Origin of the sequence: Nocardiopsis coralli (genome assembly GCF_014892575.1) — a bacterium.
GTDB classification, from domain to species: Bacteria; Actinomycetota; Actinomycetes; order Streptosporangiales; family Streptosporangiaceae; genus Nocardiopsis; species Nocardiopsis coralli.
The window spans coordinates 403,037-417,242 of record NZ_JADBGI010000001.1 but is presented as its reverse complement, the minus strand read 5'-3'; the positions used below and the strand labels follow the sequence as shown (position 1 = coordinate 417,242).

General features: G+C 71.9%; 13 protein-coding genes. 10 read left to right on the top strand and 3 right to left on the bottom strand.

The annotated features are described in order from the left end of the window. Positions 1 to 37: 37 nt before the first annotated feature. The gene (locus IDM40_RS01885; protein ID WP_193120093.1) at positions 38 to 727 is read left to right on the top strand and encodes an HD domain-containing protein; all 690 of its coding nucleotides are present in this window, start codon (positions 38 to 40) and stop codon (positions 725 to 727) included. Here IDM40_RS01885 and IDM40_RS01880 read toward each other — a convergent pair. Both IDM40_RS01880 and IDM40_RS01875 read right to left on the bottom strand, forming a co-directional pair. Then, positions 699 to 989, bottom strand: a complete 291-nt coding sequence (locus tag IDM40_RS01880; RefSeq protein ID WP_193120092.1) for a DUF4031 domain-containing protein — start codon at positions 987 to 989, stop codon at positions 699 to 701. The two genes, IDM40_RS01885 and IDM40_RS01880, sit on opposite strands and share 29 nt — an antisense overlap. After that, positions 986 to 1,453, bottom strand: a complete 468-nt coding sequence (locus IDM40_RS01875) for an Lrp/AsnC family transcriptional regulator (protein WP_193120091.1) — start codon at positions 1,451 to 1,453, stop codon at positions 986 to 988. The genes IDM40_RS01880 and IDM40_RS01875 overlap by 4 nt, the downstream gene beginning before the upstream one ends. A gap of 146 nt (positions 1,454 to 1,599) precedes the next feature. Between IDM40_RS01875 and IDM40_RS01870 the strand changes: the two genes are divergently transcribed. The 9 genes from IDM40_RS01870 to IDM40_RS01830 all read left to right on the top strand — a co-directional run bounded on the left by IDM40_RS01870 (position 1,600) and on the right by IDM40_RS01830 (position 12,388). Further along, entirely contained in the window at positions 1,600 to 2,493 is an 894-nt protein-coding gene (locus tag IDM40_RS01870) for a tryptophan 2,3-dioxygenase (protein ID WP_193120090.1), read from the top strand. 127 nt (positions 2,494 to 2,620) lie between these two features. Next, a complete protein-coding gene (gene kynU, locus IDM40_RS01865) occupies positions 2,621 to 3,859 on the top strand; it encodes a kynureninase (protein WP_193120089.1) in 1,239 nt (412 codons plus the stop codon). A 658-nt stretch (positions 3,860 to 4,517) separates the two neighbouring features. Further along, on the top strand, positions 4,518 to 5,405 hold the full coding sequence (locus IDM40_RS01860; protein ID WP_193120088.1) for a hypothetical protein: 888 nt from the start codon (positions 4,518 to 4,520) through the stop codon (positions 5,403 to 5,405). Between the two features lie 503 nt (positions 5,406 to 5,908). Beyond that, on the top strand, positions 5,909 to 6,361 hold the full coding sequence (locus tag IDM40_RS01855) for an Lrp/AsnC family transcriptional regulator (RefSeq protein WP_193120087.1): 453 nt from the start codon (positions 5,909 to 5,911) through the stop codon (positions 6,359 to 6,361). A 19-nt stretch (positions 6,362 to 6,380) separates the two neighbouring features. Next, positions 6,381 to 7,169, top strand: a complete 789-nt coding sequence (locus IDM40_RS01850; protein WP_193120086.1) for a PhzF family phenazine biosynthesis protein — start codon at positions 6,381 to 6,383, stop codon at positions 7,167 to 7,169. 13 nt (positions 7,170 to 7,182) lie between these two features. Further along, positions 7,183 to 7,605 carry a hypothetical protein gene (locus IDM40_RS01845; RefSeq protein ID WP_193120085.1) on the top strand — a complete coding sequence of 141 codons (423 nt, stop codon included), beginning with the start codon at positions 7,183 to 7,185 and terminating at the stop codon, positions 7,603 to 7,605. Between the two features lie 655 nt (positions 7,606 to 8,260). Further along, the gene (locus IDM40_RS01840; RefSeq protein WP_193120084.1) at positions 8,261 to 10,003 is read left to right on the top strand and encodes an ABC-ATPase domain-containing protein; all 1,743 of its coding nucleotides are present in this window, start codon (positions 8,261 to 8,263) and stop codon (positions 10,001 to 10,003) included. Between the two features lie 319 nt (positions 10,004 to 10,322). After that, positions 10,323 to 11,258 carry a proteasome assembly chaperone family protein gene (locus tag IDM40_RS01835; RefSeq protein WP_193120083.1) on the top strand — a complete coding sequence of 312 codons (936 nt, stop codon included), beginning with the start codon at positions 10,323 to 10,325 and terminating at the stop codon, positions 11,256 to 11,258. After that, complete coding sequence (locus tag IDM40_RS01830) at positions 11,255 to 12,388, top strand: quinone-dependent dihydroorotate dehydrogenase (protein ID WP_193120082.1); 1,134 nt, start codon at positions 11,255 to 11,257, stop codon at positions 12,386 to 12,388. The genes IDM40_RS01835 and IDM40_RS01830 overlap by 4 nt, the downstream gene beginning before the upstream one ends. A 237-nt stretch (positions 12,389 to 12,625) precedes the next feature. Here the strand turns inward: IDM40_RS01830 and IDM40_RS01825 are convergent, their stop codons facing one another. After that, the gene (locus IDM40_RS01825) at positions 12,626 to 14,191 is read right to left on the bottom strand and encodes a polysaccharide deacetylase family protein (protein WP_193120081.1); all 1,566 of its coding nucleotides are present in this window, start codon (positions 14,189 to 14,191) and stop codon (positions 12,626 to 12,628) included. Positions 14,192 to 14,206 lie beyond the last annotated feature (15 nt).

The following is a 14,206-nucleotide window of genomic DNA, read 5'->3' as shown; positions in this document are numbered from 1 at the left end:
CCTCGAAAAACGGGCGCGAGTGGGGAACACTGGGGGCATGGTCAGCTCCCACCGTTCACGCAGGTCCGACGGGCCGCCTGAGCACGAGGACGTGGTGCTCCTCCGGGCCTCCTGGGCGCGCCTCGCAGGCACCAGACCCGAGGCACGTGCGGTGGGTGAGGAGCTCCTCGGCCGTTGGAGCGAACCGCACCGCCGCTACCACACGCTCACCCACCTGTGGAGCACCCTGCGCGCGGTCGAGATCCTCGAGCAGGAGGCCGCGCACCCCGACCGGGTCCGGTACGCCGTGTGGTTCCACGACGCCGTGTACGAGAAGCGGCCCGGGACCGACGAGGACGAGAGCGCCCTGGTCGCCGACCGCCTCCTCACGCTCATGGGTTGTGAGCGCGGGGACGTGGCCGAGGTCGTGCGCCTGGTCGAACTGACCGCCACCCACCTGCCCGAGGAAGGCGATCCCGACGGGGCGGTGCTCTGCGACGCCGACCTGTCGGTCCTGGCCGCCGAACCCGACGGCTACCTGGAGTACACCGCGGCGGTGCGGGCCGAGTACGGGCACCTGAACGACCGGGTCTTCCGTGCCGGGCGCCTGCGGGTCCTGCGTTCGCTGCTGGACCGCTCCGACCTGTTCCACACCCGGTTCGGGCGCACGCACTGGGAGGGCCGGGCCCGCCTCAACATGCGCGCCGAGATCGACCGCCTCACCGAGGCCGCTCGACGGGAGGCCTGAGCGCACCCTTGGGCCGGCGGAGCCCCGCCGCCCGCAGCCGGGTCACCAGCTCGCGCGGGGACACGTGCTCGGCGCCCAACTCCAGGGCGCGCGTGTGCAGGTGTTCGGGGAGGTCGTAGTGGTCGCGGTCGAAGGCGCGCGGGTCCAGCCCGAGGTGCCGGGCGAAGGTGTGCAGTTCTTCGTAGGAGCGGTCGCTGGCCAGGTGGGCGAACAGCCACCCGCGCGGCCCGGGCCACAGCGGGGTGTCGACGATGATGCTCATGAGGGCTCCGGGACGTCGACGGGGCGCCACGGCACCGGGCTGGACAGGACCATGGTGCTCGAGGGGCGTCCGTGCTCGGCCAACCGGTCGATGACCTCCTCGAAGTGCTCCATCGAACGCACCGCGATGAGCAGCACGCAGCAGTCGTCGCCGGTGACGCGGTGCACTTGCAGGATCTCCGGGAGCTCCAGGGACGAGCGCTCGCGCAGCAGGCAGTGCGCGCCGAAGCACTCCATCCGCACCAGGGCGGTGACCGGGAGCCCGGCGGCCGCGGGGTCCACGTGTGCGTGGTAACCGGTGATGACCCCGCGGTCGGTCAGGCGCCGCACCCGCTCGGCCACGGCGGGCGCCGACAGGTTCACCCGCCGGGACAGTTCGTTGAAGGAGAGCCGCCCGTCGCCCTGGAGCTCGGCGAGGATCCGCCGGTCGACACCGTCCAGCGGTGTGTGCAGTGATGCGGCCATACTTTGTTTTCCCAAGGTCGATGAGCTCTTCGCATCGCAAATCCTAGGCGAACCGGCTGATCGCGAAGGTCATGCCCATTCCGTGAGCGGGGCCGGGTGTTCGATCATGTGTCCTCAGCCGTTCATCCGCCGACGAGGGGTCCGCCATGGCCATCACCGCACAGCAGTGCCCGTACTCCCCGCAGTGGGAGGAGACCGCCGCAGGGGAGCGGGGCCGCCGTGGCGAGGAGGGCGCCCCCGTCCTGGACTTCGACCGCCCCACCCCGTACGTGGACTACGTGGGCGTCGACACCCTGCTCGGCCTCAAACGCCCGCGTACCGAGGAGCCGGCCGAGTCCGCGTTCATCCTCACCACGCAGGTCATGGAGTTGCTGTTCACGCTCGTGGCCGAGCAGTGGGAGGCCGCACGCGACGCCCTGGAGGCCGATGACGTGCCCGGCGCGCTGGCTTGGCTGCGCCGCTCCCGCAACGCCCAGGACGTGCTCACCGGCTCCTGGGACCTGCTCGCCGACATGACCCCCGCGCAGTTCAACCGGTTCCGCGACGCCTTCGGGGAGGCCTCGGGTTTCCAGTCCTACACCTACCGCCACCTGGAGTTCCTGCTCGGCAACAAGTCCGGACCCATGGTGCGCCCGCACAAGGGCATGCCGAAGGTGGCCGAACAGCTGCACACGGTCCTGGAACACCCCGGGCTCTACGACGCCGCCCTGCGCCTGCTGGCCCGCCGCGGGTTCCCCGTGCCCGACAGCGCCGTGGAACGCGACTGGACCCAGCCCTACGAGGAGGACCCGGCGGTCACCGAGGCCTGGGCACGGGTCTACGCCGACGAACGCGACGGCAACGAACTGTTGCTGCTCGCCGAGGCGCTCATGGACGTGGCCGAACGGGTCACTCGGTGGCGCCACCGCCACCTCATGGCGGTCAAGCGCACCATGGGCGGCAAACCCGGCAGCGGCGGGTCCAACGGCCTGACCTGGCTGGCCCGCAACGCCGAGAAGGACGTCTTCCCCGAGCTGTGGCGCCTGCGCGACACTCTCTGAGGCCGTCCGGAACCCCCGGGTCCCCTCGGCCGAGGGGATGCCGCCGACCCCGGACCCACCGCCACGGACCGTTGCCCCGGCACGCCTGAACCGAACCCGACCCGACCGCCACGAAGAGACAGGACCGATGACACCCACCACCCGCGAGGAGTGCGCCGCACTCGACGCCGCCGACCCGCTGGCCCCCATGCGCGACGAGTTCGTCCTGCCCGAGGGCGTGATCTACCTCGACGGCAACTCCCTGGGCGCCCTGCCCCGTTCCACCCCCGCCCGAGTGACCGACACCGTCGAACGCGAGTGGGGCCAGGGCCTGGTCCGCAGCTGGAACGACGCCGGATGGTGGGACAAGCCCCGCACCCTGGGCGCCATGCTCGCGCCCCTGGTCGGCGCGGACACCGACGAGGTCGTGGTCGGCGACGGAACCTCGACCAACCTGTTCAAGACCGTCGTGGCCGCGCTGCGCATGTCCGACCGCGACGTGGTGCTGGGGGAGTCGGGCAACTTCCCGACCGACCTCTACATCACCGAGGGCGCCGTGGGCCTGACCGGGGGGACCCAGCGCCGGGTCGACCCCGACGGGCCGGAACTGGCCGCCGAGCTCGCCCGGGGCGACGTCGCGGTGCTCCTGCTCAGCCACGTCGACTACCGGACCGGGGTCCTGCGGGACATGCCCGCCCTCACCCGCCTGGCCCACGAGCACGGTGCGCTCGTGGTCTGGGACCTCTGCCACAGTGCCGGCGCCGTCCCGGTCGACCTGTCGGGCAGCGGGGCCGACTTCGCGGTCGGGTGCACCTACAAGTACCTCAACGCCGGCCCCGGCGCGCCCGCGTTCCTGTACGCCGCGCGGCGCCACCACGCCCGCGCCGAGCAGCCACTGAGCGGTTGGCACGGGCACGCGCGGCCGTTCGACTTCGCCCCCGGTTACGAGCCCGCGCCCGGCGTCTCCCGGTTCCTCAGCGGATCGCAGCCCCTGGTGGCCGACGCCGCGCTGGAGGCGAGCCTTGAGGTGTGGGGCAAGGCCGACCTCGCCGAGGTGCGCACCAAGAGCCTGGCCATGACGGACCTGTTCCTGGCCGGGGCGGCCGAGGCGGGCCTGGCCTCACTCACCCCAGCCGAGCACGGCCGGCGCGGCAGCCAGGTCTCGCTCGTGGAACCGGAGGAGGGCGCGGGGTACGCGATCGTCCAGGCGCTGATCGAACGGGGTGTCATCGGGGACTTCCGTGCGCCCGACGTCATGCGGTTCGGTTTCACGCCCCTGTACCTGTCGTACACCGAGGTCTTCGACGCCTCCCGGGCTCTGGTCGAGGTCGTGCGCAACGGTGTGTGGCGCCAGGAGCGCTTCCGTGCCCGTTCGCAGGTGACCTGACCGCGCGGCGGCCCGCTGTTTTTTGCGTTCCCTTGGTCTTCTTCGGTGTCGGGAGGGGCGTGTGTGGCGCGTGTGGCCGTGATTCGGCCGAGTGAAGGGAATACCCGGCCGTGATCGGCTTCCGGGTCCTTCCGAGTCCCCCGTCAAGGATTTTCGGACGTTATGACGAGCGCCACGAAATGCACTCTCGGGCGGATGCCCAGGATGAACGGAACCCCCCTCCGAACAGGGGGTTCCGTTGTTTCTGGGGGTGGATGTCACCATCTCCCACGGTGCATGCAGAAGCACGCCCCGTCATTTTACTCGGAAGCCTGGCACACTTTACGAAACGGGTGGGTTAGGGTCCCTCGTGATCGGTTCGTTATTGATCATTGATGAACCGATGCCGAGCCCTTGAACGGCCGGAGCGCCGCAAGGGAGTTGAGACCCACGGGGGTCGGCCTCGCGCATCCCACGCGCCTGAGCCGGAGGACAGTCGGAACCGCCGACACGATCACGTCCCGCTCCCGCCCGCCGTCAGCAGCCAGCGACGCGGGGATCCCGGACACCGCACCGCATGCCCCAGGTGCTCTCCACGCATCCTTGAACGGAACCTGCCCTGGGTGTGCTGTGTCCATGGTCTTCTCGGCCCTGTCGTCGACCACCTGGCTTTCACTTCATGAGCAACGAGAACGACACTCCCATCCAGCACGGCAAAGTCGACGCCACCTACTTCTGGGACGACGGTTCCGGCATCGGGGGCGACACCGGGCTCCCCGCGGGCGGCGAGCCGATGCAGAAGGGGCTCTTCTCCAGCCCCAGCTGGCCGCTGGGTACCGAGGGGTACATCGAGTACGAGGGCCAGACCGCCGAGTTCTTCATCGGCGACCGCGGCCCGGGCCACCCCTCCAACGACTGCGACATCCTCCTGGACCTCGACGGCCAGACCTTCGCGGAACTGACCGGTCAGACCTGGGACGAGGAGAACTACGTCGTCAGCGGCGGCAACGGCCACCTCTACGACGTCGAGTACTACATCACCGAGTGGGGCGACGGTGACGGCGAGGAGGGCGCGCCGCACCCGTTCCAGCAGCCCGAGAACAAGTGTGAGGACGCCGTCTCCGAGATCCCCGAGGAGAAGCTCGAGGACGAGACCTCCCAGCAGGAGGAAGAGGAGGCGGCCGCCCAGGCCCAGGCCGAGGAAGAGGCCGCCGAGCAGGAAGCCGCCGAGCAGGAGGCCGCAGCCGAGGCCGAGGCCGCCGAAAAGGCCGAAGCCGAAGACGAGAAGGAAGAGGAGGAGTCCGGTGTCACGGCAGAGACCGCGGCCAACGACGTCTCCGGCTTCCAGCTCACCGGTGCCGACGGCGACCTGGCGGGTGGCGGGATCCTGATCCTGGCGATCATCCCCGCGATCCTGCTCGCCGTGGGCTTCGCCTGGTTCCGCCGCCCGGCCGGTGCCCACGCGGGCGCCGCCGACACCGACGGCAAGGGCCTCATGGCCGACGGCGAGGGCAAGCACGGCCACGAGTCCTGGATGGACCGGCTCCGCGGCAACAACGACGACTGATCCGTCACCGCTTCCCGGGTCCGCCCGGGAAGCGGGGTGTCCCTCCCGTGAGAGCGGCGGGGGCGGCCTCCTGTGGGCCGACGGGCACAGGAAATGGGTGAGGGCCCGGTCGGCGAACACCGAACAGGCCCGAAAGAAGGGGCCGTGGTCGATGGTGACCACGGCCCCTCCGTCGTGTCCTGGCCCGGCAGGGCGGGGGGAACCCTGCCCCGTGCCGCCGGGCCGCCCGCGGTGGACACCGGTGTGAGAGCGGACGGGACGCCGATCGCCGTTGATCCGCGTCCCCTCGTGTCCGCGCCTCGGACCCCGGCCGACCCGGCACCGAGGGGGAGCGGGCCGGGGGTCGGGAGTCCCCGGCGAGGAACTCCATGTCTTGAATATGAGGTGAATAACCCCATACTGTCGAGATCGTTGCCCCAACACTGGACGAACTGTTCGGTACGTCCGCCCCCGCCCCCGAATTTCCACAGCGTCCACCTTGCGGACGGTATGAGGTAAGACACATGGCCGTACGCCTGGACGACACCGACCGGCGCATCATCGATCTCCTCCGGGCCGACGGGCGCATGTCCATCAGAGCCGTCGCCGAGCGTGCCCACATCTCCCGTGCCAACGCCTACTCCCGCCTCGAGCGCCTGCGCAACCAGGGGGTGATCCGCGGGTTCACCGCCGTGGTCGACCCCGAGAAGTACGGAACCGCACTGTCGGCGTACGTGTCCGTGCGCATCGAACAGCACTCCTGGGAGAGGTTCCGGCACTACCTGCGCGACATCCCCGAGGTCGACCACGCCGCCCTCGTCTCCGGCGACGTCGACCTGCTGCTCCTGGTGCGGGTGACCGACGCCGCAGCGCTGCGCACCTTCGTCCTGGAACGCCTCCAGCGCATCCCCGAGGTCAAGAGCACCCAGACCATGTTCATCCTCGACGAGCCGCACCTGGAAGGACCGCTCCCCTGAAATGCCTACCCTTGTGGGCATGCCTGAGTACCGCGTGGTCGACGCGTTCACCGACCGGCCCCTTGCGGGCAACCCCGCCGCCGTCCTCGTCCTCGAGGACCCCTACCCCGAGGCCTGGGCGCAGGGGATCGCGGCCGAGTTCAACCTCTCCGAGACCGCCTTCGCGCGCCGCGTCGACGGCCCGGAGGCCGAGTTCGAGCTGCGCTGGTTCACCCCCGTCACCGAGGTCGACCTGTGCGGCCACGCGACCCTGGCCACGTCCCACGCCCTGGCCGAGCTCGGTGAGCCCGCCCCCTACCGGTTCACCACCCGCAGCGGGGTCCTGACCGTCGAGCACCACGACGGGCGTCTGTGGACGGACTTCCCCGCACGCCCCGCGACCCCCGCGCCGGCCCCCGAAGGGCTCGCCGAGGCGCTCGGTGCCCGCCCCCTGTGGACCGGCCGCGGAGGTACCAACGACCTGCTGGTGGAGCTCGCCGACGAGGAGACCGTGCGCTCGCTCGCCCCCGACCTCGGGGCGATGCGCGACCTGCCCGTGCGCGGGGTCATCGTGACCGCCCGCGGAGACGGGGAACACGACCTCGTCTCCCGGTTCTTCGCCCCGGGCGTGGGCGTTCCGGAGGACCCCGTCACCGGTTCGGCCCACACCGTGATCGCCCCCTTCTGGGCCGAACGCCTCGGGCGCACGGAGTTCCTGGCGCACCAGGCCTCCCGCCGCGGCGGGGACCTGCACCTGCGCCTGCGCGGAGACCGGATCCTCATCGGCGGCGACGCCGTGACCGTGGCCACCGGCCACCTCGAACTTTAGAGAGGAGGCCCCGATGGAAGAGTGGGCCACCAAGGAGGAGATCGTCGCCGCCCGGGAGCGGATGGAGGAGAGCCACCCCGACTGGCGCCGCCCCGCCGCCTACGGGCTCGGCGTGCACCGCGACGGGGTCACCGCGTTCGCCCGCGTGAACCAGAACGGCAACTACCTCCCCGCGATCGTCCTGGCCCGGGTCACCGGCCACACCCGCGGCACGTTCTCCTACCCGATGTCGGTCGAACAGCTGGAGACGGCCGTGGAGGAGCTCAGCCCCGCCGCCGCGTGCACCGAGCTGGACCACCCCAACCTCCACCACTGGCACGAGGTGCTGGACGACGTGCGGAAGAACGGCGGCCAGATCGTCGCGGTCTTCGTCGGCGACCCCTCCGACCCGCCGGCCGACGAGCACGACGCCGCGCTCCGGGCCGCGCTGCGCTGAGCGTTCCGCGGGCCGTCGGGAACCGGGTGCACAAGGATTCCCGGTTTCCCCTTCATGTCGGGCGCGGCTCCGGTAAAAAGGTTGCCGAGCGCCTTCCCAGCCCCCTTCGGGAAGGCGCTGCACCGTGGTCGGCCGTCCCCAGCTCCCCCGGGGACGGCCGGCTCCGGGCTCCGGAGAACCGTGTACAGCGCAGAGGGAGCGTTCTTTCCCCGTTTTCGCCACGCGGTCCCCGGGGTTCCGGTAGAACAGAACGCGTGCACCAACCTCCCCTCGAGGGGAGAGCACACGGGACCCGGTCATCCCCTTCCCCAGGGGTACGGGTCGTCCCGGGCCGTGCGTCTTCCGGACGGCAGGGCAGCTCGCGTGTGTGATCTCCAAGAGCTCGGTGCACGGGACCGGCCCCGGTCCCACCCGTGCAGCAGCGCGCGCCCGGTTGCGCGCGGTCGCGGAGCCTCTCCTCCCCCTCCCGGGGAGGCCGCCGCGACCCCCGCCGAGGCCCCTGCCACGGGTCGACCGGGGCCGGGCGCGGACCGGTCCCGCCTCCCCAATGCCGGGACCGGTCCGCCCTCCCCGGGGGCGGTCCACAGGCGTTCTGCACCGGGCCCGACGAGGTCCTAACCTGGGCGGGACAGACATCCGAACCGAGGGGGAACCGATGGCGGGACGGGACGGCGGCGGACGCCGGCACGGCGGCGGAGGGGGCAAGGGCCGCAGGCCCGATCCCGAGCCGATCCGCGGTGTCCGCGATGACGCGCGCCTGTCGCAGGAACTGCTCAAGATGGACGGCGCCTCCTACGGGCGCTACAAGTCCCTCAAGGGCGACTGGGACTTCGGCGACTTCACGCTGACCGTGCAGAGGGTGCAGGCGGACCCGTTCGCACCGCCGTCGCGCATCCGCGTGCTGCGCCCCGACGCCGGCATCCCCGAGAGCGCCTGGAAGGACCCGGTGCGGCGCCGGGCCACCGCCGATTACCTCGGTCGCCGTGCTCGCAAGGTCCTGCGCGGGTCGCTGCTCAAGATCGACACCGGCGGCCAGGAGGTCATCGCACGCTCCTCTCTGCAGGTCACCGAGGGCGGCGGCATCGACCTGCGCATCGGTCTCAACATGCCCGGTCACGGCCGCCGCATCGACGGCCGCACCGCCGAGCGCGAGCTCTGCCGCACCCTGCCCGACCTCGTCGACGACCTCGACTGGGACGAGATCGACCAGAAGGACGCGGTCGCCTTCGCCGACAGCGTCGCCGACACCGTCGCCCTGCGCGACGCCCTGGCCGGGCGCGGCCTGGTCTCCTTCGTCGCCGACGGTGCGATCCTGCCCCGGCGCAGCGGCATCAGCGACGAGCCGATGACCGACGGCGCCGTGCCCTTCGACTCCCCGGGGTCCCTGAGGGTGAGCGTCGACCTGCCCCACCGCGGCACCGTGAGCGGTATGGGCGTGCCCGAGGGCATCACCCTCATCGTCGGCGGCGGGTTCCACGGCAAGTCCACGCTCCTGCACGCCCTGGAGCGCGGCGTGTACGACCACGTCCCCGGCGACGGTCGCGAGCTCGTGGTCACCCGCGACGACGCCGTCAAGATCCGGGCGGAGGAGGGCCGCGGGGTCGAGCGCACCGACGTCAGCCCGTTCGTGCGCAACCTGCCCACCGGGGCCGACACCAGCGACTTCCGCACCGAGAACGCCTCGGGCTCGACGTCCCAGGCCGCCAACATCTGCGAGGCCGTGGAGACCGGGGCGAGCACGCTGCTCGTCGACGAGGACTCCACCGCCACCAACCTGATGATCCGGGACGAGCGGATGCAGCGCCTGGTGCACGGCGACCGCGAACCCCTGGTCCCCTTCATCGACCTGGTGCGCCCGCTCAACCGGGACCACAAGGTCTCCACCGTCCTGGTCATGGGCGGCAGCGGCGACTACTTCGACGTCGCCGACCAGGTGATCATGCTCGACGCCTACCACCCGCACGACGTCACCGAGCAGGCCCGCGAGCTCGCCCACGAGCGCACCGACGCCGACTTCCACCTGCCGCGCGCCCGCGTGGTCGACCCGCGTTCGGTCGACGACAGCGGGAACAAGGGCCGCAGCCGCATCAAGCGCCGCGACATGGACGTGCTCACGTTCGGCGAGAGCGACGTGGACGTGCGCGGCGTCGAGCAGTTCGTCGACCCCGGGCAGATCATCGGCGCCGGCCTGGCCCTGAGCCGGCTGGTCAAGGGCGGCCACCTGGACGGCAAGCGCACCCTGCGCGAGGCTCTCGACTCCCTCGACGCCGAGCTCGCCGAGCACGGTGTGACCCTGCTCGGCTCGGACTTCGGCGGGGACTACACACTGCCGCGCCGGGCCGAGGTCGCCGCGGTCCTCAACCGGTTGCGTGCGCTGAAGGTGTCCGGGATGCGCTGACCACGGCCCCGCCCGCGCCGGTACACCCCCGCGCCCCCGTGTGCACGTGTTCCGTGCGCGCGGGGGCGTGCGTACGCGCGGGCGGGAACAAGCGGGCCGGGCACCGGCGTTCCCACACCCGGGGCCCGCGACCGGGCCCCCGACCCCGCAGCCGGTGCGGGCCCGCTTCCGGCGTCCGCAGGGCGCAGCCGCGACGACGCGTACCGGGACACGGGGTCGGTATTGTGGACGAGCAGGGCAGGAATGCCCGAAGGCCCCCGGTCCGCCCGCGGCGGTCCTCCCCCCTGCCCCTCCGACCAGATGTGGAGACGAGTTCCCGGTGCGCGACCCAGCAGATCTGTACGAGATCCATCCCGGCTTCGACGACGTTCAGGGTCTGGCGATGCTGGTCTGCCTGGACGGTTTCGTCGACGCAGGGCAGACCGGAACCCAGATGTCCAAGGCGCTGTTCGACTCCCTCAGCGGCGAGGAGATCGCGGTCTTCGACGTCGACCGCCTCGTCGACCACCGGACCCGGCGTCCGAAGATGACCTTCGTCGAGAACGCCTGGACCGATTACACCCCGCACAGGATCGCCCTCTCCCTCTACCAGGACCTCGACCGGCAGCCGTTCCTGGTGCTGCACGGGCCCGAGCCGGACCTGGAGTGGGAGGGCTTCTGCGCCGCGGTCCAGCAGCTCGTGGAGCACTTCGGCATCACCCTGTCGGTGAGCGTGAGCGGGATCCCCACGGCGGTGCCGCACACCCGCCCGATCAGCGTCACCCCGCACGGCACCCGCGAGGAACTGGTGACGGGCCACAACAGCCCGTTGGAGGGCAGCACCTTCGACGTGCCCGCGAGCGTGAGCGCGCTGCTGGAGTTCCGCCTCGGGCAGGCCGGCCGCGACTTCGTGGGTTACGCCGTCCACGTGCCCAGCTACCTGGCGCAGACGCAGTACCCGCGCGCGTCCGTGGCGGCCACGGAGTTCGTGGCGGGCGCGACCGGACTGGCCCTGCCCACCGACGAGCTCGAGGAGTCCGCCGGCGCCCACGACGTGGAGATCGCCGAGCGCGTCGCGGAGTCGGAGGAGGTGCAGCGTGTCGTGACCGAGTACGAGCGCCGCTACGACGCCATGATGAGCTCGCGGGGCGACGACCCCGGGGACCGCACGGTCCTCCCCCTGGCCGACGACGAGTCGGGGCTTCCCACCGCCGATGAACTCGGTGCCGAACTCGAACGCTTCCTCGCCGAGCGCGAGGGCGACGGAAACGGATGAGCGTGTTCTACCAGATTCTCTTCCGCTCGGCCCTGCGCCACATGGACGCGGAGACCGTCCACCACCTGAGCTTCGCCGCCGTGCGCGCGGCCGCCGCCGTCCCCGGGGTCGCCCCCGCGATGCACCGGTTCCTGGGCCCCCGTGAGCCCGAGCTGACCGTGCACGCGTTCGGCCGGGAGTTCCCCGGCCCGCTGGGGCTGGCCGCCGGCTTCGACAAGAACGGGGAGAGCCCGCAGGGGCTGGCCGCGCTCGGGTTCGGGTTCGTGGAGATCGGGACCGTCACCGCCCACCCGCAGCCCGGGAACCCGAAGCCGCGCCTGTTCCGCCTGGTCGAGGACCGCGCGATCCTCAACCGCATGGGCTTCAACAACGAGGGTTCGGCGCTGGTGGCCGAGCGCCTGCACCACATGGAGGGCCCGCGCCCGCTGCTGGGCGTCAACATCGGCAAGACCAAGGTCACGCCGGAGGAGGAGGCCCCCGCCGACTACGCGCTCAGCGCCCACCGGCTGGCCGAGTACGCGGACTACATGGTCGTCAACGTCAGCTCGCCCAACACCCCGGGCCTGCGCGACCTGCAGAGCGTGGAACGCCTGCGCCCGCTGCTGCGGTCGGTGCGCGAGGCCCTGGCCGAGTCCGGCCACGCCGACCTGCCGCTGCTGGTCAAGATCGCACCGGACCTCGCCGACGAGGACGTCGACGCCGTCGCCGACCTCGCGCTGTCGGAGAACCTCGCCGGTGTCATCGCGACCAACACGACGATCTCCCGCGAGGGGCTGGCCACCGACGCCGAGACGGTGGACGAGCTCGGCCCGGGCGGGCTGTCCGGCGCCCCGCTCAAGGAACGCTCCCTGGAGGTGCTGCGCCGCCTGCGCGAGCGTGCCGGGGAGCGCCTCACCCTCGTCGCCGTCGGCGGGATCGAGACCGCCGACGACGCCTGGGCCCGGATCCGCGCCGGGGCCACCCTCGTGCAGGGATACACCGGCCTGATCTACGGTGGCCCGCTGTGGCCGCGCCGCGTGCACCGGGGCCTGGCCGCGCTGACGCGCTCGGCCGGGTACCGGTCGGTCGGCGACGCCGTCGGCGCGGACGTCGACAGCACCGCCCGGCCCACCGCAGAACCGGTGCACTGAGCCACTCACCACCGAGGCCCCGCACGCGCCGCGTGCGGGGGCCGTGCGCGTTCCCGGTCCCATGACCGGCCGGACCCCCCGGTGCCAACAGCACGCAGTCCGCGTGCCGTCCACTGCGGTGTCGTCCCCTGCGCCCCGGTGTGTCCAGGGCACGTGCGCGGACACACCGCTGGGCGGCGCAGTACCGGGCACTGCGCCGCCGACCGTCCGCCTGGGCCCGGTGGCCGCCGGGCGGGTCTACGGGGCGGGGGAGGCGCCCAGGCCGCCGGGCGGGTAGCTCTCGCCGGGCTCGGCGCCTCCGAGTGCCTGCGAGACGGAGACGAACTCGTAGTCGAGCGCCCGGAGCTCCTCGATGATCTGCGGGGCCGCCTCCAAGGTGGCCTCCAGCGGGTCGTGCAGCAGCACGATGGTGTTCGGCTCCGCCCCGGCGACCACGTTGTCGACGACCTCCCCGGCGGGCACGTCCTGCCAGTCCTCGCTGTCCACGTTCCACAGGATCTCGGCCATGCCCTGCTCGCCGATCTCCTCCAGCACCGCGTCCGAGGAAGCGCCGAAGGGCGGCCGGAACAGCTCCACCGAGTGCCCGGTCTGGCGCCGCACCATCGCACTCACCGCGGCGACCTGCGCCGGCAGCTCCGCCTCGGTGAACTCCTCCGGCATGTCCTCGTGCAGGTCGTTGTGGCTGGCGAGCTCGTGCCCCTCGGCGTAGATGCGCCGGATCGTCCCCGGCTGCGACAGCGCCGGGTTCCCGTTGAGGAAGAACGAGGCCGTCACGTCCTCGTCGGCGAGCAGGTCCAGCAGCTCCGGTGTCTGCTCGTGCGGCCCGTCGTCGAAGGTCAGCGCGACGCAGCGCGTGCCGTCCTCGTAACAGTCCACGTCGGTGTCCTCGGCGCTCACCACACCCGGCACGGGCCCCGGTTCCTCCGGATCGGGGTCGGCGTCGGCCACGGTCAGCTGCTCCTCCTCCGACAGCGACGCCTCCCGTGCGCGCTGCCCCAGGTCGGACAGCAACGGGTCGATCTCCTCGGAGTCCAGAACCGCGCTCTTGCGCCCCGGCTCGGCGGAGGGCACGTGCCCCTCCTCGGCGGGGGAGAGGTGCCCGTGGTCGAACTCCACGACCAGGTCGCCGTCGTCGTTGAAGCCCATCGAGTCGTACAGGCCCAGCACCGGCTGCAGGGCCTCGGTGTCCACGTCGCCGTCCTCGGCCAACTGTTCGCGCACCAGGCCGTTGACGGTCTCCAACGCCTCCTGGTCGGCCAGCAGCTCCGTCGACCACGCCGTGTGCCCGGCCTCGGCGTCGTACCAGTGGGTGCTGTAACCCTCGCGCAGGCCGTGCATGTCCTCCTCGCTGCGCACCAGCCGCACGCCCAGCACCCCGGAGTCCGCGGCGGTGATCTGCCAGTCCACCGACAACGCCACCGGGTCGCGCGTCCCCGCACGGAAGTCGGCCACGTCGTCGTCGACCCGCTCGGCCAGCCCTTCCGAGAACGGCTCGGCCCCCTCGAACTCGGGGTAGGCCACGGAGATCTCCACGCCCTCGGGCATGTACGGATGGTCGTCGAAGGACCCGGCGTCACCCGTCCGCACGGTCACACCCTCGTGGTCGGCCGAACCGGCCTCCTCCCCGGTGCCGTCGACCAGGACCGCCATGGCGTCGGGCTCGGCCGCACCCGCGCCGTCGGTGTCGCAGCCGGCCAGGGGCAGCAACAACGCCACTGCGGCCGCGCCGGGCAGCCAGGTCCGCCCCGGCCCGCGTCCGGGGTCGGGAACGGCCTCGTTCTGGTGGGCTCTGGTCGACGACAAAACCGGACTCCTCAT